The 23,097-nt window shown below is 70.6% G+C and carries 20 protein-coding genes; 11 read left to right on the top strand and 9 right to left on the bottom strand.

The annotated features are described in order from the left end of the window. Positions 1-9: 9 nt before the first annotated feature. A complete protein-coding gene (locus ACZ5VQ_RS30535) occupies positions 10-1,431 on the bottom strand; it encodes a lipase maturation factor family protein (RefSeq protein ID WP_469107690.1) in 1,422 nt (473 codons plus the stop codon). Positions 1,432-1,510: 79 nt separating this feature from the next. Here ACZ5VQ_RS30535 and ACZ5VQ_RS30530 point away from each other — a divergent pair, with 79 nt between their 5' ends. The 3 genes from ACZ5VQ_RS30530 (at position 1,511) to ACZ5VQ_RS30520 (ending at position 5,960) form a co-directional block, all read left to right on the top strand. Then, complete coding sequence (locus tag ACZ5VQ_RS30530; RefSeq protein WP_469107689.1) at positions 1,511-2,800, top strand: DUF6777 domain-containing protein; 1,290 nt, start codon at positions 1,511-1,513, stop codon at positions 2,798-2,800. A gap of 99 nt (positions 2,801-2,899) precedes the next feature. Further along, a complete protein-coding gene (locus ACZ5VQ_RS30525) occupies positions 2,900-4,975 on the top strand; it encodes a SpoIIE family protein phosphatase (RefSeq protein WP_469107688.1) in 2,076 nt (691 codons plus the stop codon). Positions 4,976-5,096: 121 nt separating this feature from the next. After that, on the top strand, positions 5,097-5,960 hold the full coding sequence (locus tag ACZ5VQ_RS30520) for an Fpg/Nei family DNA glycosylase (protein ID WP_469107687.1): 864 nt from the start codon (positions 5,097-5,099) through the stop codon (positions 5,958-5,960). 84 nt (positions 5,961-6,044) lie between these two features. Here ACZ5VQ_RS30520 and ACZ5VQ_RS30515 read toward each other — a convergent pair whose 3' ends face one another. The 3 genes from ACZ5VQ_RS30515 to ACZ5VQ_RS30505 all read right to left on the bottom strand — a co-directional run bounded on the left by ACZ5VQ_RS30515 (position 6,045) and on the right by ACZ5VQ_RS30505 (position 8,108). Next, positions 6,045-6,716 (bottom strand): anti-sigma factor family protein, encoded by a 672-nt coding sequence (locus ACZ5VQ_RS30515; RefSeq protein ID WP_469107686.1) that lies wholly within the window; start codon positions 6,714-6,716, stop codon positions 6,045-6,047. Between the two features lie 195 nt (positions 6,717-6,911). Then, positions 6,912-7,427, bottom strand: coding sequence for a hypothetical protein (locus ACZ5VQ_RS30510; protein ID WP_055617218.1), 516 nt, complete (start codon positions 7,425-7,427; stop codon positions 6,912-6,914). Positions 7,428-7,562: 135 nt separating this feature from the next. After that, positions 7,563-8,108 carry a sigma-70 family RNA polymerase sigma factor gene (locus ACZ5VQ_RS30505; protein ID WP_200394485.1) on the bottom strand — a complete coding sequence of 182 codons (546 nt, stop codon included), beginning with the start codon at positions 8,106-8,108 and terminating at the stop codon, positions 7,563-7,565. Between the two features lie 286 nt (positions 8,109-8,394). Between ACZ5VQ_RS30505 and ACZ5VQ_RS30500 the strand changes: the two genes are divergently transcribed. Further along, positions 8,395-9,567, top strand: a complete 1,173-nt coding sequence (locus ACZ5VQ_RS30500; protein WP_469107685.1) for a CapA family protein — start codon at positions 8,395-8,397, stop codon at positions 9,565-9,567. Between the two features lie 118 nt (positions 9,568-9,685). On the opposite strand, the gene ACZ5VQ_RS30495 is transcribed toward ACZ5VQ_RS30500, so the two are convergent. Further along, a complete protein-coding gene (locus ACZ5VQ_RS30495; protein ID WP_469107684.1) occupies positions 9,686-10,147 on the bottom strand; it encodes a universal stress protein in 462 nt (153 codons plus the stop codon). 102 nt (positions 10,148-10,249) lie between these two features. Between ACZ5VQ_RS30495 and lysX the strand changes: the two genes are divergently transcribed. Together lysX and ACZ5VQ_RS30485 are read left to right on the top strand one after the other, a co-directional pair. Continuing rightward, positions 10,250-13,537 (top strand): bifunctional lysylphosphatidylglycerol synthetase/lysine--tRNA ligase LysX, encoded by a 3,288-nt coding sequence (gene lysX / locus ACZ5VQ_RS30490; protein ID WP_469107683.1) that lies wholly within the window; start codon positions 10,250-10,252, stop codon positions 13,535-13,537. 101 nt (positions 13,538-13,638) lie between these two features. Continuing rightward, complete coding sequence (locus ACZ5VQ_RS30485; RefSeq protein ID WP_469107682.1) at positions 13,639-14,487, top strand: polysaccharide deacetylase family protein; 849 nt, start codon at positions 13,639-13,641, stop codon at positions 14,485-14,487. Between the two features lie 83 nt (positions 14,488-14,570). On the opposite strand, the gene ACZ5VQ_RS30480 is transcribed toward ACZ5VQ_RS30485, so the two are convergent. Next, positions 14,571-15,236: a class F sortase gene (locus ACZ5VQ_RS30480; protein WP_469107745.1), complete on the bottom strand. Its 666-nt coding sequence runs from the start codon at positions 15,234-15,236 to the stop codon at positions 14,571-14,573. A gap of 333 nt (positions 15,237-15,569) precedes the next feature. On the opposite strand from ACZ5VQ_RS30480, the gene ACZ5VQ_RS30475 reads away from it, so the two are divergent. Further along, on the top strand, positions 15,570-16,055 hold the full coding sequence (locus ACZ5VQ_RS30475) for a hypothetical protein (protein WP_469107681.1): 486 nt from the start codon (positions 15,570-15,572) through the stop codon (positions 16,053-16,055). A 79-nt stretch (positions 16,056-16,134) separates the two neighbouring features. Here the strand turns inward: ACZ5VQ_RS30475 and ACZ5VQ_RS30470 are convergent, their stop codons facing one another. From ACZ5VQ_RS30470 to ACZ5VQ_RS30460, 3 genes are all read right to left on the bottom strand, one after another. Beyond that, positions 16,135-16,656, bottom strand: coding sequence for a hypothetical protein (locus ACZ5VQ_RS30470; RefSeq protein WP_469107680.1), 522 nt, complete (start codon positions 16,654-16,656; stop codon positions 16,135-16,137). Between the two features lie 220 nt (positions 16,657-16,876). Beyond that, entirely contained in the window at positions 16,877-17,641 is a 765-nt protein-coding gene (locus tag ACZ5VQ_RS30465; protein ID WP_362083742.1) for a bestrophin-like domain, read from the bottom strand. A gap of 16 nt (positions 17,642-17,657) precedes the next feature. After that, positions 17,658-17,786 (bottom strand): hypothetical protein, encoded by a 129-nt coding sequence (locus tag ACZ5VQ_RS30460; RefSeq protein WP_260694962.1) that lies wholly within the window; start codon positions 17,784-17,786, stop codon positions 17,658-17,660. A 28-nt stretch (positions 17,787-17,814) separates the two neighbouring features. Between ACZ5VQ_RS30460 and ACZ5VQ_RS30455 the strand changes: the two genes are divergently transcribed. The 4 genes from ACZ5VQ_RS30455 to ACZ5VQ_RS30440 all read left to right on the top strand — a co-directional run bounded on the left by ACZ5VQ_RS30455 (position 17,815) and on the right by ACZ5VQ_RS30440 (position 22,915). Continuing rightward, positions 17,815-18,246, top strand: a complete 432-nt coding sequence (locus tag ACZ5VQ_RS30455) for a hypothetical protein (RefSeq protein WP_469107679.1) — start codon at positions 17,815-17,817, stop codon at positions 18,244-18,246. Positions 18,247-18,526: 280 nt separating this feature from the next. Beyond that, positions 18,527-19,513 (top strand): SCO0930 family lipoprotein, encoded by a 987-nt coding sequence (locus tag ACZ5VQ_RS30450; protein ID WP_469107678.1) that lies wholly within the window; start codon positions 18,527-18,529, stop codon positions 19,511-19,513. A gap of 457 nt (positions 19,514-19,970) precedes the next feature. Then, positions 19,971-20,783 (top strand): SAM-dependent methyltransferase, encoded by an 813-nt coding sequence (locus ACZ5VQ_RS30445; RefSeq protein ID WP_469107677.1) that lies wholly within the window; start codon positions 19,971-19,973, stop codon positions 20,781-20,783. Further along, positions 20,780-22,915, top strand: a complete 2,136-nt coding sequence (locus ACZ5VQ_RS30440) for a putative bifunctional diguanylate cyclase/phosphodiesterase (protein WP_469107676.1) — start codon at positions 20,780-20,782, stop codon at positions 22,913-22,915. Before ACZ5VQ_RS30445 ends, ACZ5VQ_RS30440 begins: the two co-directional genes overlap by 4 nt. Positions 22,916-23,097 lie beyond the last annotated feature (182 nt).

Genomic DNA, 23,097 nt, shown 5'->3' with positions numbered 1-23,097 from the left:
GACCCGCATCTACGACTTCTGAGCCACCGAGTCGAGCCGCGTCGGCGGTAGGAATTCCCGTACATACGTCCGCTCCCAACAGGCGCCCGTCTCCCGCAGTTCCTGCCAGGTCGTGTACCGGTAGCGGAAGAGGCGGGCCCGGACGTACGGGGGCGGTGCGTCCGGCGGGAACGGGGAGCGGCGCAGCAGTCGGAGCGTGTCCCGGTCGTTCTCCAGGAGCCGCTCCACCAGGGCGCCGAACCACGATTCGGCGTACGCGGGGGAGAGGGCGGCGAACCACATCATCCAGTCGAGCCGCAGATGGTACGGGGCGAACTGACGCGGCCAGCGCCTCGGATCGCCGGGCTTGCCCCTGAACCCGTACTCCCGCCAGTCGGAGTCCTCGTGGGGTACGGCGTCGGCCGTGCCCTCGACCACCACCTCGTACCGGATGCGGCTGACGCTGCCGAACGCCCCGTAGGTGTTCACCAGGTGGAGGGGGTCGAAGGAGCGGTTCATGACCTGGCGGCGGGAGACCATGTTGCGGACCGGGCGGTAGCTCAGCGTCACGAGCAGCGCGGCGACCGCGAGGACCACGACCTCGTACCAGAGCGGGGCGCCGGGGACGTCCGGGGCCGTGCCCGGGAGCTCCAGCGCCGACAGGGCCAGCACGATCGTGATCCAGTTCAGCCAGGAGAAGTTGCCGGACAGGACCAGCCACAGCTGGGTGAGGATCATCAGGGCGGCGGCGGCCGTGGCGACAGGCTGAGGGGTGAACAGCAGTACGGGCACGACGAGTTGGGTGAAGTGGTTGGCGGCCACCTCGACCCGGTGCAGAGGCTTCGGCAGATGGTGGAAGAACCAGCTCAGCGGGCCCGGCATCGGCTGGGTCTCGTGGTGGTGGTCGAGGCAGGTCAGCTTGCGCCAGCACGCATCGCCGCGCATCTTGATCAGCCCCGCCCCGAACTCGACGCGGAACAGGATCCAGCGCAGCAGGAAGAGCACCACGACCGGCGGGGCGACCTCGTCGTTGCCCAGGAAGACCGCGAGGAAGCCGGTCTCCAGGAGCAGGGACTCCCAGCCGAACGAGTACCAGGTCTGGCCGACGTTCACGATCGACAGATACAGGACCCAGGGCACCAGCCAGAGCAGCATGGCACCCCAGAGGGGCAGCCGGCCGTCGAGCCCGGCGACGAGCGCCACCGACACCGCACAGCCGGTCCACGCCCAGGCCGCGAAGAAGCGGTCGGAGTAGTGGAGATGGAACACACTCGGCGCCTGCCTGAACGGCACCCGCGCCACGAACCGGGGCACCGGCAGCATCCCGCGCTCGCCGATCAGCGCACGGAACTGCAGCGCCGCGCCCAGGAACGCGACGAGATAGATCACGGCCAGAGCCTTCTGGAGGACCAGCCGGCTCATCCAGTACTCGGGGGCTGTGAACCACTCCACGGAGCCCGCTCCCTTCCCTTCCATTGTGACGCTGTGTGACTCTCTCCGGCTTGCGGAGTTCCCAGGACCGACGCAGACAATGGTGGACATATTGCCCGGGGTGGACCGGGACGGACGGGAGAACGTGGTGCGCATACCCACCAGAACCCTCGTCACGGCCTGCGCGCTCTCCGCGGCGCTCCTCACCGGGGGATGCGGCGGCGACGGGGACAAGGCGTCCGACTCCACCACCTCCGGCGGAGAGGTCTTCCTCCAGCCGGTCGCGGCCCAGGGTCCGGACCCGTTCACCGACTCCACGGCCACCACGACCACGACCCCGCCACCCGTCACCCGTACGCCCCGGTCCACGGCCCCCACCGGCAGCGCCACGGCGGAGGGCGTCCGGTCCGTCTCCGGCGGCACACCGGGCCTCTACGGCGGTACCGAGCGTGTCGGCAGCTGTGACGTCGAGCGGCAGATCCGCTTCCTCACCGCCGACCAGGTCAAGGCGCGAGCCTTCGCACAGGCCGCCGGCATCGCCCAGGCAGGCATCCCCGACTATCTGCGGGGACTGACCTCGGTCGTGCTGCGCGCCGACACCAGGGTCACGAACCACGGCTTCCGGGACGGGCGCGCCACCGAGTACCAGGCCGTCCTCCAGGCGGGCACCGCCGTCCTCGTCGACAACCGGGGCGCACCGCGCGTGCGCTGCGCCTGCGGGAACCCCCTCAAGCCGCCGGTCGCCCTCCAGGGAACCCCCGGACACAACGGCCGCCCGTGGTCCGGCTACGAGCCCACCAAGGTCATCGTGGTCACTCCGGCCCCACGGGTGATCGTCAACATCACGATCATCAACATCCAGAACAACACCTGGATCGAGCGGAGGATCGGTGACCACGACGGCGACGAGGACCGCATCGTGCCCGCGCCCGTCGTCGACCCGCACAGCCCGCGCCCGGACGGATCCTCGCTGCCGCCGGACGAGTCGTCGCCCGACAGGTCGTCGCCCGACGGATCGTCGTCGGAGAGCTCCTCGGAAGGCGCCGACGAATCCGCGAGCGACTGCGTGACGCCGACCGTGACCGTCACCCCCGGCACCACCGAGGGCACTCCGACGGACGACTTCACGGACACCACGTCCCCGGACCCCTCGGACTGCCCCACGGTCACCGTGACGGCCACCCCTGACCCCTCCGACGACCTGGTGTCACCCCCGGACGGCACGGACACGGGCACGCCGCCCGACACGGACGTCCCCGACGAGCCCACCGTCGAGCAGCCCGAACCGCCGCTGGACGACTCCCCGGCCGACACCCCGGAGAGCGAGGCCGGCCCCGACACCGTCCCGGAAGGCCCCGACCTGCCCGGCGGCGGCCTGATCCCCGACTAGGCCGAGCCGTGCGCAACCTGCCGTACATCCCTCGGCCGAGCGGTCCCCGGGGGCGTCCCACGGGTCGAGGAATCGCCCAAATCCTGGCAAGGTGGGCCCATGGTTGATCGGGGAGCGAGCGCCCTGTCACTCCCGGACGACTGGCCCGCCCACCCGGACCCGATCCTGGCGCTCAACCGCATGGGCAGCTTCGACTGGGACCTGGACGCCGGAACGTTTCAGATGGACGCCCTGGCCCACGAGATCTTCGACGTGCGCCCCGACGAGTTCGACGGCCGTCCCGAATCGCTGAGCCCCCGGGTGCCACCGACCGAGGGCCGCCGCCTGGACGCCCACGTCTCCCAGGCCATCAAGGACGGCAGCGAGAACTACGGGGCGTACTTCCGGGTCCGCCGCCGTGACGGCACCCTGCGCTGGACCCACACCCAGGGCTACATCCGGCGCGACGAGACGGGCCGTCCGCGCCGCATCATCGGCATCGTCCGTGACGCCACGGAGGAACTCGGCGAGGCCGAGGCCCGCCGCGAGCAGGCCGCCCAGGACGAGGCACGCCGCCAGCAGACGAACGTCGTGCAGATCACCACCGCGGCCCTCGCGCACGCCCACACCGTCCAGGACGTCATCGACGTCCTCAAGGACACCCACGGGGTCACCCACCTGGGTGCCAAGAGCCTCGTCATGGGCCTGGTCGAGGCCGGCCGCATCCGGCTGGTCGCCGAGGGCCCCGAGGGCAGCTTCGTACCGGGCACGCTGGTCACCCGTATCGACGAGCAGTACCCGATGAGCGAGGCCGTGCGCACGCTCGCCCCGCGCTTCATCGAGTCGCCGGAGGAGTTCGCCGAGCGGTACCCGCTGCTCTGGCCGCACATCACGGGTCTGGAGATCACCTCGGCCGCCTATCTGCCGCTCATCGCCCAGGCCAGACCCATCGGCGCCATAGGGCTGCTCTACAACGACCGGCACGGCTTCTCGTCGGAGGACCGCAACGTCCTCGTCGCGCTCGGCAGCAGCATCGCGCAGAGCCTCCAGCGGGCCATGTTCTACGAGCAGGAGAAGGACCTCGCCCAGGGACTCCAGCAGGCCATGCTGCCGCGCTCCATCCCCAGCGTCCCCGGCGCCGACATCGCGGTCCGCTACCGCTCCGGTTCCCTCGGGCGGGACATCGGCGGCGACTGGTACGACGTGATCCCGCTGCCCGGCGGCCGCGTCGGGGCCGTCATCGGCGATGTCCAGGGCCACGACACGCACGCGGCCGCCGTCATGGGCCAGCTGCGTATCGTCCTGCGCGCCTACGCGGCCGAGGGCCACACCCCCGCCACCGTCATGGCCCGCGCCTCCGTCTTCCTGCACGAGCTCGACACCGAGCGCTTCGCGACCTGCCTGTACGCGGAGGTCGATCTGTCCACGGGTGTGATGCAGGTCGTCCGGGCCGGCCACATCGACCCGCTCGTCCGTGACACGGACGGCAGCTGCCGCAGGCTGCCCGTCGAAGGGGGCCTGCCACTCGGCCTGTCCGCCCTGTTCGGGCGCCTCGAATACCCGGTCAACACCCTCGAACTCGACCCCGGCCAGACCCTGCTGCTGTGCACCGACGGCCTCGTCGAACAGCCCGGGATCGACCTCGACGACGGCATGCAGACCCTGCGCGCGCTCATCTCCACCGGCCCCGACGACGTACGCGACCTCGCGGACCGGCTCATCGACGTGGCCGAGGAACGCGGCGGCGAGGACGACGTGGCGCTGCTCCTGATGCGGCGCCTCGGCCTCGACGCGCAGCGCCCCGGAGGCCGTCTCCAGCAGCACGTCGGGCCCGGCGACCCCGAGGCGCTCGCCGAGGCGCGGCACATGATCCGTGCGGCCGTACGCGCCTGGGGCGCGGGTGGGAGGGCCGACGAGATCGAGCTGATCGCGGACGAGCTGATCACCAACGCCCTGATGCATACGGAGGGCTCCGCCATTGTGACGTTGCGTGTCCTCACCGGCCTCGACCGGCGGCTCCGTGTGGAGGTCGAGGACGCGTCCAGTGCGTTGCCGCGGCGGCGGGAGGCGGGGGAGTCCGGGGTCTCCGGGAGGGGACTGCTGCTGGTGGACCGGCTCGCGGACGTGTGGGGCGTGGAGGCGCGGGGCGGTGGCAAGTGTGTGTGGTGCGAGTTCCTTGTGCCCGACCGGGAGTGAGTGAGGGTTTGGGGGTGCGTTGTGACGTGCGGGTGCGTCGGGGTTGATCGCGCCCCCGCGGTGGAGCCGCGTCATGTCACAGCCCCGCGCCGCAGAGGGGCGCTGGTGGCACCCTGGTTCTATGCCGGAGCTGCCTGAGGTCGAAGCCCTGAAGGACTTTCTGGGTGATCACCTGGTCGGTCACGAGATCGTGCGGGTGCTGCCCGTCGCGATCAGTGTGCTGAAGACGTACGAGCCGCCGCTCAGCGCCCTCGAAGGGCGTGAGGTCGTGGCGGTGCATCGGCACGGGAAGTTTCTGGACCTGGAGACGGACGGCGGGCCGCGCTTCGTCACGCATCTGGCGCGTGCCGGATGGCTGCACTGGAAGGACCGGCTTCCGGACGGGCCGCCGCGCCCCGGCAAGGGCCCGCTGGCGATGCGCGTCGCCCTGGAGACCGGCGAGGGCTTCGACCTCACCGAGGCGGGCACCCAGAAGCGGCTGGCCGTGTACGTCGTACGGGATCCGGGTGAGGTCCCGGGTGTCGCCCGGCTCGGCCCCGACCCGTTGGCCGACGACTTCGACGAGGCCCGCTTCGCGAAGCTCCTGCACGGCGAGCGGCGGCAGCTGAAGGGTGCCCTGCGCGACCAGAGCCTGATCGCGGGAGTGGGGAACGCCTACAGCGACGAGATCCTGCACGCCGCGAAGATGTCGCCCTTCAAGCTCGCCTCGGCCCTGACGCCGGAGGAGACAGGGCGGCTGTACGAGGCCCTGCGGACGACCCTCGCCGACGCCGTCGAGCGCTCCCGCGGACTCGCCGCGGGCCGGCTGAAGGCCGAGAAGAAGAGCGGCCTGCGCGTCCACGGTCGCACCGGACAGCCCTGCCCGGTCTGCGGCGACACCATCCGCGAGGTCTCCTTCAGCGACTCGTCCCTCCAGTACTGCCCGACCTGCCAGACGGGCGGCAAGCCCCTCGCGGACCGCAGGATGTCGAAGTTCCTGAAGTAACCCACGGTGGGCCGTGACCGGCCGTCAGGCGCCCGCGCAGGGGCCGTCGGGACTCAGTGGACGGTGCCGTCGGACACCTCCGCCTCAGGGGGCCTTGAGTGTCACCAGGGCCTTCCCGTCCGGGTTGCGCACCTCGTACCGGACGACCTCGCCGGGATGCATCGCCGCCGCGCCCTGCATGGGCTCGGACGGCTGGCCCTCGGCGGTCTCGCCGGTCTTCTCGGGCACGGTCCAGCTGAGTACGACCTGCTCCGAGTCGTCGCGGCCGATGGCGACGAGTTGGCAGCGCAGGAGACTCGGCGCGTTCTTGACCTTCAGGTCCACTTCGCTGCCCCAGGCGCGGTTCAGGGTCGTGACCTCGGCCCATACGCCCGACGACGGGTCGGTCGCCGCGACCGTCTCGCCGCCGGAGCCCTCGTCCCCGGTGAAGACCGCGACCGCGGGGCCGCCCACGGCGAAGACCACGGCCGCGGCGACCGCGTACAGCCAGCGCCTCCGTCCGCTGCGACGCGTCGCGACGACATCGTCCAGGAGCCGGTCCAGCAGGGCCGGCCCGGCCTGCGTCATGGGATGCACCGCACGTGGCGTCGCCTGGGCGTATGCCCGCAACGACCGTGTGGTGGCTGCCAGTTCATGTATCTGAACCGCACACTGGGGACACTCCGTGAGGTGGTCCTCGAAGCGGAAGGCATCCGCCTCGTCCAGCACGCCGAGCGCATATGCGCCGACGTCGCGGTGGCGTTCCAGCGACCTCATACCAAATCCTCGGTGCCGATGGGGTGTGTGTGCGGGGAGTAGTTGCTTGCCCACCGGTACGCAGGAGACCGCCGAATCACTCAAGTCCCGTAGGAAACGAACCAAGAGATTCGGAGCGGACGGGCCCGCGGATTGGTCGAGGTTCAGAAAAAACTGGTCAGGGTAGTTGGAGGCGGAAGTGTGTCGGAAAATCGCTCAGAAAAGATGGATCGCCAGGTGCCCCAGCGGCAGCCCCAGCTGCCAGGCGGGTGTCCAGACCTTCGGACCGTCGTCCTCCCCGATGACCGGACCGCCGCCCGGCACCGCGTCCAGGTCCGGCGCGAGCAGCTCGGTCTCCTCCAGCCAGCGCCAAGCCGCCGTCGCCAGGTCCAGGTCCGGCGCCGGACCACCCGCGTCGATCGCCTCGGCGGCGAGTCCGGCCATGCGCTCACGCACCCAGTCCTGCCATGGCTGGTCGTACGCCGTCAGCGACAGCCACGTCTCCAGCTGTGAGACGACCCGGATGCCCGAGAGCTCACCGCTCGTGTCCGACAGGAAGATGGTGAGCGCCAGGGCGTCGCGCCCGGCGCGGAACTCGAAGGACGTCGGCGGCATCAGGTCGCCCGTCCGCAGCAGTTCGTCGGCGATGTACTCGGCGTACAACCACGCCATGGGGACGGTGAGTTCACCACCGCCCGCGCCGTCCGTGCTCTCTTGACCTCTGTGCAGCATCCCTTCCTGCCTTCCTCCGGTGCGTGCGCGTCGCCCGACCCCGGGCCCCAGTCCGGAACACGGATGAAGACAGCTGATTGCTCAACCATGGTCCTCGGCAAGGCGCTTTACGGAGGCTTGACCTAGCCTCCGGTTTCACCGCAGGTCGGCCGCGTATCCCGGAAGAACCCGGCGCAGGGCGCGCAGCGCGTAGTACGCGCGAGATTTCACGGTACCGGGCGGAATCCCCAGGGCCTCGGCGGCCTCCGCCACACTCGCCCCCCGGAAATACACCTGCACCAGGACTTCACGGTGCTCCGGAGTGAGTGTCTTCACAGCCTCCCGCACATCGAGGGTCGCCACCGAGCGTTCCGCGTGATCGGCCGCGACCCGCGCGCTCTCCAGCACGGCGTCCCCGACCTCGGCGGGCCGCGCCTGGCGGGCCCGCCGCGCGTCTATGGCCAGCCGCCGGCCGACCGTCAGCAGCCAGGGCCGTACGGAGTCGAAGTCGTCGGCGCGCAGCGCCTCGGGATGCTGCCAGGCGCGTACGAACGTCTCCTGCACCAGATCCTCGGCGCGCTGGCGGTCTCCGTCGGAGAGCCTCAGCATCAGGGCGAAGAGCGGTGCGCCGTGCTCCCGCTGCAATTCGGCCAGCTCGTGCTCGGCGGTCGTCCTGCTGGTCATGGTTGTGGCGGCCGTCATGGCCGTATGCCAGCGCAGCGTGACCCGCCGGGACAGGCCACGGACGCGGCTCGTCGGCAGACGGTCGAACCCGTCGACGAACGGTACGACGAACGGTCAACCGGGACGGAAGGCTCCGCCTCCGCATCTCGGTTCGCCCCAATGGCCCCGTCCTGGAACCTCGTTCGGGGTAGTGACGGTGGCGCCTTCTCGACTCGCGTCGGCACTCTTATCCGGATACATATCGGTTCGTACTTAAATACGACCGCATTGAGCGGTATTGAGCCGCATTGGAGCGAGGCCGAGAATGGCGAGGACACCGCGCACCCGTCAGGCGTCAACAGTTCTCGCGGTCCTGTGCTGCGCCGCTGTCGTGGCGAGCTGTCAAGGGCAGGACGGGCCGAAACGCCGGGGGAGCCCGGTCGGGGGCGGAGCGTCGGCGCAGAGCTTCACACTCGTGGCCTCCGGTGAAGTCCTCCCGCACAGCTCGATCATCGACCGGGCGAAGGCCGACGCGGGCGGTTACGGCTACGACTTCCGCCCCATGCTGTCGGGGGTCAAACCCGTCGTGGCCCGCGCCGACCTGGCGATCTGTCACATGGAGACGGTCTACGGAGCGGACGGCCACTACACCGGCTACCCCACCTTCAAGTCCCCGCCGCAGGTGGCCGAGGGCCTCGCCGCGACCGGCTACGACGCCTGCTCGACCGCCTCCAACCACACCCTGGACGACGGCTCCGCCGGTATCCACCGCACCCTCGACGCGCTCGACCGGGCCGGGGTGCGGCACGCCGGATCCGCCCGCAGCGCCGCCGAGGCGGACGCGCCCACGATCATGCAGACGGGCACCGCCAAGGTCGCCCACCTCGCGTACACCTACGGCACGAACGGCTTCCCACTCCCGGCCGGCGAACCCTGGGCCGTCAACCTCATCGACCCCGACCGGATCGTCACGGACGCCCGGGCCTCCCGGAAGGCGGGCGCCGACGTCGTGGTCGTCTCCCTGCACTGGGGCACCGAATGGCAGGACGAGCCCGACACCCGGCAGCTGACCCTGAGTAAGCGGCTCACCGGGGCCCGCACGGACGGCCGTCCCGACATCGACCTGATCCTCGGCACCCACGCCCACGTCCCCCAGGCGTACGAGAAGGTCAACGGCACCTGGGTGATCTACGGGATGGGCGACCAGATCGCCGGCAGGATGACCAACCACGGCGGCGCCCAGGATCCCCGCGGCAACGAGAGCACGATCGGCCGCTTCACCTTCGCCCCGCCGGAGAAGGCCGGCGACCGCTGGCGGGTCGAGAAGGCCGAATTCGTACCCCAGTGGTTCGACGTCGACTCGGGCCGCGTGGTCGACCTCAACAGCGCGATCGGCCAAGGAGCCGACGTGAGCGCCGTACGCGACCGGATCCGCCGCGTCGTACTCAGCCGGGGCGCGGCCGAGGATGGCCTGGTCATGGCGAAACCGGCGCAGTAGGCGGAGCAGCGGGGCGCGTTGAAGCACCTCCCGGGCGTCCAGACCGAGGGAGCGCGTTGCCGTCACCCCGGCGCGCGCACCGATGGCACGGCCTGCTTCGGTCGCCGCGCTCGGCGCTCTACGGCACCACCGTCACCGGCCACCGCCCAGCCTTCACCAGGCGGATCGCGACGGAGCCGACGATCCGGTGGCCCGCCTGCTCGGAGGCGCCCACGACGACGGCGTCCGCCTTGAGCTGGTCCGCCGCCGAGACGAGCCCGTTGTACGGGTCGCCGCGGAAGGTGTGGAACTCCCAGCGCACGTCGAATATGCCCTTGACCTGCTCGGTCCCCTCCCGGATCTGCTGGATCAGATCCTCGGCGATCTGGTCGGTCGTCTCCGCGACCGGAACGCCGAGCGCGGCGCCGGCCGCCATCACCGGCTGGATGTACACCAGAGCGAGCAGCGCCCGCTGCCGCCGGGCCAGCCCCGCGGCATAGGCGGCGGCGCGCAGGGACGAGTCGGAGCCGTCCACGCCAACCACGATGACCTTGGGCCCGTCGGTGCCCCGTTCGAACTGGTGGGAGTGCTGTTCCGTCACGGCGCAGAGGCTATCGGAACAGCCCTCTCCCGCAGCCGCCCGGGATCTCGCCCGGCCGCGCTCGACAGGCGGCCGGGCCCCGCTCTTCCTACAGTCGAGAGCATGAGTGCCGGCGTCCGGGCGGAAGCCCCGAGGGACCCGAAGGACACGACAGGGCCGATACGCCCGTCGCGAGACGGTCTCCTCAGCAAGGTGCCCGAGGGATTCGCGGTCTTCTTCGCCGCCCTCGGCCTGCTCTGCCTGGTGCTGGCCTTCATCCCGCCGCTGCGCCGGCTGCTGCGCCCGGTCGTCCACGTGCTGAACCTGGTCGTGGTCCCGGTCAGCGCGAACCTCGCGTACGCCGTCTTCCTCTTCCTCCTCGCCGCCGCCATCGCGGCCCGCAAGAAGATCGCCTGGTGGCTGGTCGTCGTCTACCTCGGACTGCTGGTCCTCGTCGACGCGCTGGGCACCGCGATGGGCCAGTACGCCGACTCCGTCCCCTCGCTCGTGGTCTGCGCGCTGGCCCTGGGCCTGCTGATCGTGGCCCGCCGGGAGTTCTACGCGGACTCGCGCAGGGCCGCGGTGCGCCGGGCCCTCGGCGTGCTGTTCGCCGGGCTGGCCGTGGCGATCCTCGTCGGCTGGGGGCTCGTCGAGCTCTTCCCCGGCACACTGCCGCGCGGCCAGCGGTTGCTGTGGGCCGCCGACCGGGTCTGCGGCGGACTGATCTCGGGCGGCGCCTTCGACGGGCGGCCACCCCGCCCGCTGTTCTTCTTCCTCGGCCTGTTCGGCGCGCTCGCCCTGCTGAACGCGGCCGCCACCCTCTTCCGCTCCCAGCGCATGGAGGCGGCCCTGCACGGCGACGAGGAGCGCCGAATCCGCGGGCTGCTGAAGGCGTACGGGGCGGACGACTCGCTCGGCTACTTCGCCACCCGCCGCGACAAGGCCGTCGTCTTCTCGCCCAGCGGCAAGGCGGCCGTCACCTACCGCGTCGAGGCCGGGGTGTGCCTGGCCAGCGGTGACCCCGTCGGCGACCGCGAGACCTGGCAGCACGCGATCGGCGCCTGGCTCGACGTGGCCCGCCGCTACGCCTGGGCCCCCGCCGTCATGGGCGCCTCCGAGGAGGGCGCGAAGGCGTATGCGCGCTCCGGGCTCGGCGCTCTACAGCTCGGCGACGAGGCGATTCTGCACGTCGCCGGATTCGACCTCGATGGCCGTGACATGCGGGTGGCCCGACAGGCGGTGGGCCGCGTCCGCCGCACCGGCGCCACCTGCCGCGTACGCCGGCACTCCACCCTCACCGACGAGGAGATGGAGGCGATCGTCGACAGGGCGGACGCCTGGCGGGACACCGAGACCGAGCGCGGCTTCTCCATGGCCCTGGACCGGCTCGGCGACCCCGAGGACGGCGACTGCCTCCTCGTCGAGGCGCTCGACTCCGACGGCAGACTGCTGGCGCTGCTGTCCCTCGTGCCCTGGGGCCGCGACGGCGTCTCGCTCGACCTGATGCGCAGGGACCGCAGCGCGCCCAACGGCGTCATGGAGTTCATGGTCGCCGAGCTGTGCGCGGTCGCCGGGAAACTCGGTGTGCGCAGGATCTCGCTGAACTTCGCCGTGTTCCGCTCGGTCTTCGAGGAGGGCGCCCGCATCGGCGCCGGACCGGTCCTCAGACTCTGGCGCCGCCTGCTGCTGTTCTTCTCCAAGTGGTGGCAGCTTGAGGCCCTCTACCGGTCCAACGCCAAGTACCACCCCGAGTGGTATCCGCGCTTCATCTGCTACGGAGACACTGCCGCCCTCGCCCGGATCGGCCTCGCCTCCGGCATCGCGGAGGGCTTCGTCTCCGTACCGTCGCTGCGCACGCTCCGGGGCAGGGGGCACGCGAAGGGCGGGCCGAAACCGGCGAGCACCGAGGGCCTGCCGTCGCTGTCGGCGCTCGGCCTCGACGGAGGGGCCGAGGCCGAGGCCGCCGATCCGACCGCGGGACTGCCCGAACAGGTCCGCATCCGGCACCGCAAACTCGACCGGCTCCGCGCCGACGGCATCGACGCCTACCCGGTCGGCATCCCGCCCCGCACCCACACCCTCGCCGAGGTCCGCGAGGGGCAGCACGTGACCGTCGCGGGCCGCGTCATGCTCGTACGCGACTTCGGCGGCATCCTCTTCGCCGTCCTGCGCGACTGGTCCGGCGACTTCCAGCTCGCCCTCACCCGGAAGGACGCCGGCCCCGCCCTCGACCGGTTCCGCAAGGACGTCGACATCGGCGACCACGTCACCGCCACCGGACTGACGGGGGTCAGCGACAAGGGGCAGCCCACGGTCTTCGCCACCTCCTGGCAGCTCATCGGCAAGTGTCTGCGCCCGCTGCCGGACAAGCGGCGCGGCCTCGCCGACCCCGAGGCCAAGGTGCGCCGCCGCTATCTCGACCTGGTCGCGAGCCCGGACGCCCGGGACGTCGTACGCGCCAGGTCCACCGCCGTCCAGGCCCTGCGCCAGGGCCTTCTGGAGCGCGGCTATCTGGAGGTCGAGACGCCGATGCTCCAGCAGATCCACGGCGGCGCCAACGCCAGGCCCTTCCACACCCACATCAACGCCTACGACCTCGACCTCTATCTGCGGATCGCCCCCGAGCTGTATCTGAAGCGGCTGTGCGTCGGCGGCATGGAGAAGGTCTTCGAGATGGGCCGCACCTTCCGCAACGAGGGCGTCTCCTACAAGCACAACCCCGAGTTCACGATGCTGGAGGCCTACCAGGCCTTCGCCGACTACGACGTGATGCTCGACCTCACCCGCGAACTGATCCAGGGCGCTGCCACCGCGGCCTTCGGTTCGCCGATCGCCCGCAAGGACGGCACCGAGTACGACATCTCGGGACCCTGGCCCGTCAGGACGGTCTACGGAGCGATCTCCGAGGCGCTGGGGGAGGAGATCGACGCCGACACGCCCCTGGAGTCCCTGCACCGGCTGTGCGACCGGGCGGACGTCCCGTACACCGCCGAGCACGGCCGCGGCGACGTCGTCCTCGAAATGTACGAGCGCCTGGTGGAGGAGAAGACCCAGCTGCCGACCTTCTACAAGGACTTCCCGACCGACGTCTCCCCGCTCACCCGCCAGCACCGCGTGGACCCGCGACTCGCCGAACGCTGGGACCTCGTCGCCTTCGGCACGGAGCTGGGGACCGCCTACTCCGAGTTGACCGACCCCGTCGAGCAGCGCCGGCGTCTCACGGCGCAGTCGCTGCTCGCCGCCGGGGGAGACCCGGAGGCGATGGAGCTGGACGAGGACTTCCTCGACGCCCTGGAGTACGCCATGCCGCCCACCGGAGGGCTCGGCATCGGCGTCGACCGGCTCGTCATGTTCCTCACCGGACTCACCATCCGCGAGACGCTGCCCTTCCCGCTCGTACGCCGCCGCTGAGCCGTTCCCGGCCCCCGGGAGCTGCTCTCAACGGGTGCTTTCGTGCGTCCGCATCGGTGGACATGTGCTGCGGCACACGTCGGCCGGGCGACTGATTACTCATGAATAAGGATCAGTTCCTCTCGCGGCGCCGGGCGTTGCTCGCCGGTGCCGCCGTGCTGGGAGCGGCGGGCGCGGCCGGCACCGTACAGGTGCTCACCGCCGACCCGGGCTCCCCGGTCCGGTCCTCCGCCGCTCCCGCCGCCGGTGCTCAGGCCAGGCGCGCGGCCCTGAGACCCTCCGCCTACCGTCTTCAGCCCATCGCCGGATACGGGCCGGTCCGCGGCACGGCCGCGCGGACCCTCGTACGGCACGAGCCGTTCCTGCGTATGTCGGGGCGCGGCAAGAGCATGGTGCTGACCTTCGACGACGGGCCCGACCCCCGCTACACCCCCCAGATGCTGCGCACGCTCAAGGCCCACAACGTGCGTGCCATGTTCTTCGTGTGCGGGGAGATGGCCGCCGACCACAAGGACCTGCTGCGCCGGATGGCCGACGAGGGACACGTGGTGGGCAACCACACCTGGTCCCACCCGCTGCTGACCCGGCTGACCCGGTCCGAGATCCGCTCCCAGATGGAGCGCACCTGCGATGTCATCGAGGAGGGAACCGGAGAGCGGCCCGGCTGGTTCCGTGCGCCGTACGGAGCCTGGAACCGGGCCGCCTTCCAGATCGGCGCCGAACTGGGCATGGAGCCGCTCGCCTGGACCGTCGACACCCTCGACTGGACCTCGCCGGGCGCCGGCGCGATCGAGAACCGGGTCATCAAGGGCGCGTCCCCGGGCGTCGTGGTCCTCGCGCACGACGCCGGCGGGGACCGTACGCAGAGTGTGACGGCGCTGCGCGACTATCTGCCGCGGCTGCTGGACTCGGGATACCACATCATCGTGCCCCGGCGGCAGTCCACATAGATCCGCGGAGTTCCACGGAACCCTTTCGGTTCCGTGGAACTCCGTGGATTTCGCGGGATCTCGCCCGCCGGGCCGGGGAACGCTCAGCGAACCTCGATCAGGCGGGCGAACACGACGACGTTCCCGTCGTAGCCGTTCTGCTTGGAGAAACCGCCTCCGCAGGTGATGACGCGAATTTCGGGGGTTCCGGTGTTCCCGTAGACACGGTCTCCGGGGAAGTTGTTCTTCTCGAAGACCTCGATGCCGTAGATCTCGAACACGGCGGTCTTTCCGTCCTTGCGCAGGACCTCCACGCGATGTCCCTTTTTGAGGGCCCCGAGTCCGTAGAAGACGGCGGGGCCCTGTCGGTTGTCGACGTGGCCGACCATGACGGCCGTGCCCTTCTCGCCGGGCGAGACCGCGCCCGAGAACCAGCCCGCGAGGTTCGGGTCCTCCGGCGGCGGCGCGTCCACCCAGCCCTCCATGTCGAGGCCCACGGGCGTGGTGGGGGCGTCCACCCGGATCGCCGGGATCCTGATGCGGTCGGCCACGGAGAACGGCAGGGGGGCCGGAGCGCCCGTGCGCATCGTGTTGTCGGTGACGTGGTCGTCCGCGGCGGCGGCCGTCGCGGGTTGCGGGGGCCCGACGTCGAACTCTCCCGAACCATTCCGAATGAGAGCGAGGCCGGTCAGCAGGACAAGCGCTATCACGCCCCAAGGAGCGCGCCTCCTGGGGCGCTCCTCCTCTTCCGCCAGCTCGGACACGGACATTCGCAATCCCCTCTCGACGTGGCCGTCGCCACGTCCGTCGCGCATACGAGAACGCTAAGCGCAGCGCGCTCACAGGGCGACGGGAGAAGCGCGAACGGGTGGCGGAGCGGACTGCCGTGCGCCATCCGAGTTGCCATCGCCAGGAAATTTCTGACGGTCCGTGACCTGCGGCAATATCCGATTGTGTTCCTTTCTGTCGGCGTGTCCTCTCACCGGTACGGAGCATTCTCGAAATGCGGCCCTGTGCACGGCAACTGAGGGTCTGTCTGGGAGGCGTTTTCTCGCCGATCGACTCGGGGACGGGTTCCCGGGGCGCCTTCCGCGGAGGATCACATGCGTACCACTCGTGCCCTGGCGGTCTCTGCGGCGGCGTTCGCCGCCGTCGGAATCGCCGCTCCCACGGCCGCGGCCTGGGACAACCCGAGCAACATCACCGCCACGCCCAGCGTCATCGCCCGGGGAGGCCAGCTGTCGGTCAGCGTGGACGGCTGCCCGAACGGCGGCTCCATGACGTCGACGGCGTTCCCACAGGCCAGACTCTCGTCGACCGGTGGCAACAACGAGACCGCGAAGGGGACCGCCACCATCAACAGCTCGGCCAACCCGGGCTCGTACGACATCACGGTCCACTGCAGCGGCAAGACCCTCACCAAGCCGCAGGCCTTCACCGTCATCGGTGGTGTCCGAGGCGGTCTCGGCGGCAGCAGCTCCACCGGTGCCACACCGACCGACATCGCGATCGGCGGCGGCCTCGTCGGCCTCGCCCTCATCGGCGGCGGGGTGTTCTGGATGCGCCGCCGCTCCGAGAACAAGATCTGAGCGTGCACAGCCCTTCGCCCCGGACCCTCAAGGGTTCCGGGGCGAAGGGCTGTCCGGTGCGTCCGGTGTATCCGGTACGTCAGCCGCCGTGCTCGCCGGTGCGCCGCCGCGACCAGTAGTACGCCGCGCCGACCGAGCCCGCGATGAGTGCGGCGCCGAGGCCGATCTCACTCAGGTCGAAGCCGTCCGCGCTGCCGCCGACGCCCGCCTTGACGCCCCGGTGGACGGGGGTGTGCGTCGGGTCGTTCGGGCGGCCGGTCGCGATGGTGAGGTCCGTGTGGCCTGACTCGTTTCCGCACTGGAACGTCACCTCGTACACCGCGCCGGGCTTGGCGTCCCAGTCGACGGTGGCCGTGGCGGAGCCCTGTCCCTTGGGGATCGTCACCGTGTTGAAGACGCCCGAGGAGACCTTGGTGTCCGACTTGCAGCCGTTGACCGACAGCGAGACCCGGCCGCCCGCGGCGATGGTCGTGGGCGAGACGTTGAAGCCGAACGAGGTGATGTTGCGCTCGCCGTCGTCCCGGGCGGCGGCGACGGGTGCGGTGAGGGTCAGGGCGGTCATGCCCAGCAGTGCGGCACAAGCGACGCGTATCGCGCGCATGGTGAGTCCTCCGGGTCCCCGAGGCGCAGCCGCGGACCTTTTCCGCTGCGCCGTACATGCACCTCGATGATCGAAACGCTAGGAAGGTGCGGGCGCCGGCGCGATCGCTGTCGCGCGAATGGGGCAACCGTGTGGGCCGAACCGGGTATCGGATGCGTGCGATTGGGGGACGGCCCGGCGTGGCGTCCGTCCCCCGGCGAAGTCGGCTCGTAGGGGTCCGTCACTCACCGGCCTTCGGGAAGAGCGTCAGGAACGGATCGGCCGTCGCCGTGATGCCGCGGCTGTAGGGAGCGTCGAAGTCCCAGATCAGGAAGAGCAGGAAGGCGATCAGGGCGGCGAACAGGCCCGCCAGGATCACCTCGCGCAGGGTGCGGCGGATCTGCAGCGCGAAGATCAGCCCGACGGTGACCACGGCTCCGGTGATCAGACCGAACCACACGACGCCCGGCATGGTCGGGGCCGTCGACTCCGCGCGTGCCGTGCGCGCGTTGTCCGCCGCGGTGACCTGGTCGAGGAGCGGCTGGTAGGCCTGGGCCTCGAAGTCCGTCCGCGGCTCGTAGTCGGTGACGTCGTTGCGGATCTTGGCCAGCAGCTTCGTCCCCTGCTCGGTGACCTTGCCGTCGTCGGCCATGGCCTTCCACTCGGTGGTGACGACGTGGCCGACATAGACGTTGACGTCGTCCCGGATGCGGTCGCGTACCTCGGGCGGGTACACCCGTACGCGCTCGGAGATCTCGTGCAGCGCGTACGCCTCGTTCTGGACGTGATCCTGGGCGACGCCCCGCGCCTCCCAGACACCGGCGATGGCCAGGCCGAGCACGATGGCGTACACCACGCCGATCATCATCGTCATGTACTCGATCACGTCCGGAGTCTCGGACGGATCGTCGTCCTCGGCGGCGGTGTGGTGCCGCACGACGGTGACGATGAGGACGACGACGCTGGCCGCCGCCATCGCGAGGGCGAGAACAAGCCATTCCGACAAAGGATTCCTCCAGGGGTCAGCGCGGGCGCAGCGCGGCGACGGCGAACACCGCGGGCGCGGTGATGAGCAGGGTGAGCGAGACCAGGGACGGACCGCCGCGGGGCGGTGCCTTGCGCGCCCTGGTGCGGTACGGCGGGTAACTCACCGGAGTCGGCGAGGGGCTGGGACGCAGGGTGGGGGTCGGCGTCGGTGTCGGAGCGGGCTTCGGAGCCGGCACGGAAACCGCCGGGCGCGGTACGACGGGGGCCGGCCGGGGTGGGGCGGGCGCGGGCGGTGGCACGGTCGGCGGGGCAGGGGAAGGCTTCGGTGGGGGAGGCGGCGGGTCGGGCGTCGGTGTGGGCGTCGGAGTCGGCTTGGGCGGGGGCTTCGGCGGAGGGGACGGTTCCGGAGTCGGGCAGGGCGGGGTGGGCGTCGGAGTCGGTGTCGGTGTCGGCGTGGGGCAGGTCCCCGCGACGGCCACCGCCACCGTGCCGTTGCCGCCGGGCCCCGTGGCGGCGTACGCGCAGGAGTCGGCGGCCGCCGGAGCGGGCGCGCCACCGGCGATCCAGGTCAGCGCGAGCAGCATCAGCAGGCGTATGGCGAGGGCGCATCCGGTCCGTGGCTGAGTTCGTAGTGGTCCAGGCACGACGGAGATCATCGGTCCCCCCGCGCTCGCGCGCGCGAGAGTGCGCCCAGGTTGCCCCGAAGGAGGGACAAGGGGGCTTACGCGCTTGCCGTCACGCGCCCGAACCGGCCTCCCGCGCCCCACCAAAAGCAGGGTTCACGGGCGTTACCAGAAAGAAATTTGAGCGCGCTTTGAACACTCACCGCACTCCCACCCGTACCTAGGGCCATACGCGGTGTGGATCAGCGCCGCAACACCTAAGCAGACAGCGGGAGTTACCAATGAAGACCTCCTGGCGGAGCGCCTCACTCGTAGCGTCAGCTGCGGCAGTGCTGGTGCTGACGACGGCGTGCGGTCAGGACAAGGCGGACACTTCGACCGGCAGCCAGAACGTGGGCGCGGCGCCCGCGGCCAACGGTTACGGCTCGGCGGGGGCCGCGGCCAGCCCGAGCACCGGGGCCGGTGCCGCTGGTGCCGGCGCCCAGACGCAGAGCGCCGGACAGCTTGCCGTGGCGGACACCGACAAGCTCGGTGAGGTTGTCACGGACAGCGCGGGCATGACGCTCTACCGCTTCGACAAGGACACGGCCGAGCCGCCGAAGTCGAACTGTGACGGCGACTGCGCCACTGCCTGGCCTCCGGTTCCGGCCTCGGGCGCCACCGCGCCGATCGGCATTGACAAGACCCTGCTCGGCGAGGTCACCCGTACCGACGGCACCAAGCAGCTGACGTACGAGGGCTGGCCGCTGTACCGGTTCGCGAAGGACACCAAGGCCGGTGACACCAAGGGCCAGGGTGTGGGCGGTACTTGGTACGCGACGGCCCCCGACGGCAAGAAGGCCTCCGGTGGCGGGGAGGCCGCGGCCGGCGGCAGCGCGGAAGCCGCCGACCTGCCGGGTCTGTCGACCCGTAACGACCCCGAGCTCGGTGAGGTCGTCGTCGACAAGAACGGTATGACGGTCTACCGGTTCGAGAAGGACACCCCGTGGCCGATGAAGTCGGCCTGCATCGGGGAGTGCCTGGAGAAGTGGCCGGTCGTCGCGCCGGTGGCCGCCGCCGACACCAAGGGCATCGACAACAAGAACGACGGCCGGCGCGGCTACGTCGTCCTGAACCGTCCGGACGGCCTCACGCAGCAGAGCATCGACTGCTGGCCGCTCTACACCTTCGCGGGCGACAAGAAGCCCGGTGACACCAACGGCCAGGGCGTCGGCGGCACGTGGTACGCCATCTCCCCGGAGGGCAAGCCGCTCGGCAAGCCGAAGTAGCCCGGCCGAAGCAGCCAACGAGACGACCACTTCCCCAGGTTGGTCACCGAGACACCGATCACGAAGCGCGGAGGGGAGGCGACGTTCGAAGCGCGGAAGGTTGTGAACGCACGGAGAACGTGAACGCACAGAGAAGGAGAGTGCCGAAACTTCGGAAAACGTGTGTACAACCACCGGTTCGCCCCCTCCGCACCGCACGGAGGGGGCGAAGCGGCTTTTTCACATCCGGCCGGAGCCGGTCGCGTGAACGGTTTTCCGCACGCCTCTTCGTAACGCTGCGCAGTTTCCCCGGAACTCTTTGGAATGCTTCGGTGCGATTTCGTAAGGTGGCCAATTCGGCACGTGCCGGAGGCAGTGACCTGGAACGGACGGTCAATTTCCGTTTCTGCTCGCTCCTTTGGCGGGCGATCAGTAGCCTCAGCTCGAACACCGGATCGTCTACGCCTTGGAGAGATAGATGGAGCGTCCCGCCTGGGCCCCACGTGGCATCGACATCTCGGTGCCGAGCGTGAGCCGCGTCTACGACTACTACCTGGGCGGATCGCACAATTTCGAGGTCGACCGGGAAGCCGCGCGCCGGGCCATGGAGTTCATGCCGGGACTTCCGAAGATCATGCAGGCGAACCGCGCGTTCCTGCGCCGCGCCGTGCGCTTCGCGGCCGACGAGGGCATCGCCCAGTTCCTCGACATCGGTTCGGGCATCCCCACCTTCGGCAACGTCCACGAGGTGGCGCAGAGTGCCCGCCCCGGCGCACGCGTCATGTACGTCGACCACGACCCGGTCGCCGTCGCGCACAGTACGGCCGTCCTGGCCGGAAACGAGGACGCGGACGTGGTCACCGCCGACCTCCGCAAGCCCCAGGAGATCCTGGCGAGCCCTCAGGTTCAGCGCCTGATAGACCTGAATCAGCCAGTCGCACTCCTTCTCGTTGCCATACTTCACTTCGTGGAGGACGCGGACGACCCGTACGGGGCGGTGGCAGAGCTGAGGGACGCGCTTGCGCCCGGCAGCCTGTTCGTCGTCTCGCACGCCTCGTACGAGGGACTCCCGCTCCCCCAGGAGCGGGCCGAGGGCGCCGTCGACGTCTACAAGGACATCCGCAACCCGCTGATCATGCGCTCGCGCGAGGACGTCGCGCGGTTCTTCGAGGGGTACGACATGGTGGAACCCGGACTGGTGCCGATGGCGAAATGGCGGCCCGACTCGGCGTCCGAGGACGAGGATCCTTATTCCTACTCGGGTTTCGCGGGCGTGGGGCGCAAGGCGTGACCGCCGAGCCGGACGGGCCGGAGGACAGACTGCGCAGGTTCGCGACGATCTGGAGCCGGGCCGTGTTCCCGGCGACCGCTACGTCGTTGACCCGGCCGGAGTTCGAGCAGCGCCTGATGCCGCTCGCCAGGCGGCTCAGCGAGGCGCTGCGGGCCAGGACGTTCGACGCGGCCGAGGGCCGGGCCGTCGGTGCCGCGCTCATCGACGCGCACTGCACCGAACCCGAGGCGCTCAGCCGCACACTCGACTGCGTCGACGCCTACCTGGTGCTCTACTGCGGCGGCGACGGATCCCAGGAGGCCCTGCGCACCCGCTCCTCGCGGCTGCAGCACGCCATGGCGGCCGGGTTCGCGCACGCCCTGCGGGAACGGACGCTTGCCGAGCAGGAGTCCATCGCGCGCGCCGCCCTCCAGGCCCAGGGCGTCGTGGCGGACGCCCTGCACGCCACCGAGGCACGCTTCCGCGCGGTCTTCGAGGGCGCCGCGATAGGCATCGGCGTCGCCGACCTCGACGGCAACATCCTCCAGGTGAACAACGCCCTGCTGCGGATGTTCGGCGGTACCGAGCAGCTGATGCGCGGCCGCAACGTCACCGAGTGGACCCACCCCGAGGACGCCCCCCAAGTGTGGCGGCTCTACGAGGAGTTGGTGCGCGGCGACCGCGAGCACTACCACGTGGAGAAAGCCTTCTACCGCCCCGACGGAACGGTTCTGTGGACCAACCTCACCGTCTCCCTGCTGCGTGACGCGGACGGCCGGCCCCAGTTCCAGCTCGCCCTCATGGAGGACACCACCGAGCGGCGGCTGCTCAACCTGCGGCTGCGGTACGAGGCCACGCACGACGCGCTCACCGGACTGCCCAACCGGACGCTGTTCTTCGAGCGGCTCGACAAGGCGCTCGCGGCGGGCGACGGCATGCGCTTCGGTCTCTGCTACCTCGACCTCGACGGCTTCAAGACCATCAACGACAGCCTCGGGCACGCGGCCGGCGACCGGCTGCTCGTCGAGGTCGCCGACCGGCTGCAGTCCTGCGCGACCGCGCCCGGCGAGATGGTCGCCAGGCTCGGCGGTGACGAGTTCGTGGCCCTGACCACCGGGCCGGACACCGAGAGCGAGGTCGACGCGCTCGCCGACCGCATCATGAACGCCCTGATCACACCGGTGCGCATCGACGGCAGGGAACTGACCGTCCGCGGCAGCATCGGCATCGTCGAGGGCCCGGCGGGCGAGCGCGGCCCGGCCGAGGTGCTGCGCAGCGCCGACATCACGATGTACCGCGCCAAGTCGGCGGGCGGCAACCGCTACGAGCTCGCCGACCCCGAGGCCGACGCCCGTGCCATCACCCGGCACGGGCTCACCACGGCGCTGCCCGCGGCCCTGGACCGGAACGAGTTCTTCATCGAGTACCAGCCGCTCGTCCACCTCGGCGACGGCAGCGTGCGCGGCGCCGAGGCCCTCGTGCGCTGGCTGCATCCGCAGCACGGCGTGCTCGGGCCCGACCGGTTCATCCCGCTCGCCGAGCACACCGGCCTGATCGTGCCGCTCGGCCGGTGGGTCCTTGAGCAGTCGGTCCGCCAGGCCCGCGAGTGGCAGGAACGTCACGCCGACGCGGGTCCGCTGCGCATCAACGTGAACCTCTCGCCGTGCCAGCTGACCCATCCCGGTCTGGTCGCCGACACGGTCGACATCCTGGAGCGCATCGGACTCGAACCGTCCTCGCTCTGCCTGGAGGTCACCGAGTCCGCCCTGATCGGCGCCGACGACGATCTGCTCAAGCCGCTGCGCCGGCTCGCCGAGATGGGTGTCGACATCGCTCTCGACGACTTCGGCACGGGCTATTCGAACCTCGCGAACCTGCGTCGCCTGCCGGTGAGCATTCTCAAGCTGGACCGTTCCTTCACCCAGGGCATGCAGCAGTTCCCCGCCGATCCCGTCGACCTCAAGATCGTCGAGGGGATCGTCACTCTGGCCCACAGCCTGGACCTCGCGGTCACGGTCGAGGGCGTCGAAACTGCGGCCCAGGCCGAGCAACTCCGCATACTGGGCTGCGACACGGCCCAGGGCTGGTACTACGCCCGCCCGGGGCCCCCGGACCGCCTCCACGAACTGGCGTTGGTGGACGCGACTGGGTGAGCGTGGCCGCTCGTCGGGAGTGCCGTGCCGGGGAGCGCCGTTTTGGGGTGCGGGTGCGCTGTGGCCGGCCGCGCAGTTCCCCGCGCCCCTGAAAAGCGGGGCTGCGCCCCTGGCTTTTCGCCGTCAGGGGCGCGGGGAACGGCGCGCTTCAGCCGAAACTCACCCGCGCGCAACACACCCCG

The sequence above is a fragment of the Streptomyces sp. NPDC033178 genome (genome assembly GCF_055577685.1).
Note: the sequence above shows the minus strand (reverse complement) of the source record. Positions and strands in the feature narration are given on the sequence as shown.

Coding starts and splice junctions, on each gene's coding strand:
- ACZ5VQ_RS30530 (WP_469107689.1), top strand. CDS start 1,511: ATGGTGGACATATTGCCCGGGGTGGACCGGGACGGACGGGAGAACGTG.
- ACZ5VQ_RS30525 (WP_469107688.1), top strand. CDS start 2,900: ATGGTTGATCGGGGAGCGAGCGCCCTGTCACTCCCGGACGACTGGCCC.
- ACZ5VQ_RS30520 (WP_469107687.1), top strand. CDS start 5,097: ATGCCGGAGCTGCCTGAGGTCGAAGCCCTGAAGGACTTTCTGGGTGAT.
- ACZ5VQ_RS30515 (WP_469107686.1), bottom strand. CDS start 6,716: ATGAGGTCGCTGGAACGCCACCGCGACGTCGGCGCATATGCGCTCGGC.
- ACZ5VQ_RS30510 (WP_055617218.1), bottom strand. CDS start 7,427: ATGCTGCACAGAGGTCAAGAGAGCACGGACGGCGCGGGCGGTGGTGAA.
- ACZ5VQ_RS30505 (WP_200394485.1), bottom strand. CDS start 8,108: ATGACGGCCGCCACAACCATGACCAGCAGGACGACCGCCGAGCACGAG.
- ACZ5VQ_RS30500 (WP_469107685.1), top strand. CDS start 8,395: ATGGCGAGGACACCGCGCACCCGTCAGGCGTCAACAGTTCTCGCGGTC.
- lysX (WP_469107683.1), top strand. CDS start 10,250: ATGAGTGCCGGCGTCCGGGCGGAAGCCCCGAGGGACCCGAAGGACACG.
- ACZ5VQ_RS30485 (WP_469107682.1), top strand. CDS start 13,639: ATGAATAAGGATCAGTTCCTCTCGCGGCGCCGGGCGTTGCTCGCCGGT.
- ACZ5VQ_RS30480 (WP_469107745.1), bottom strand. CDS start 15,236: ATGTCCGTGTCCGAGCTGGCGGAAGAGGAGGAGCGCCCCAGGAGGCGC.
- ACZ5VQ_RS30475 (WP_469107681.1), top strand. CDS start 15,570: ATGCGTACCACTCGTGCCCTGGCGGTCTCTGCGGCGGCGTTCGCCGCC.
- ACZ5VQ_RS30470 (WP_469107680.1), bottom strand. CDS start 16,656: ATGCGCGCGATACGCGTCGCTTGTGCCGCACTGCTGGGCATGACCGCC.
- ACZ5VQ_RS30450 (WP_469107678.1), top strand. CDS start 18,527: ATGAAGACCTCCTGGCGGAGCGCCTCACTCGTAGCGTCAGCTGCGGCA.
- ACZ5VQ_RS30445 (WP_469107677.1), top strand. CDS start 19,971: ATGGAGCGTCCCGCCTGGGCCCCACGTGGCATCGACATCTCGGTGCCG.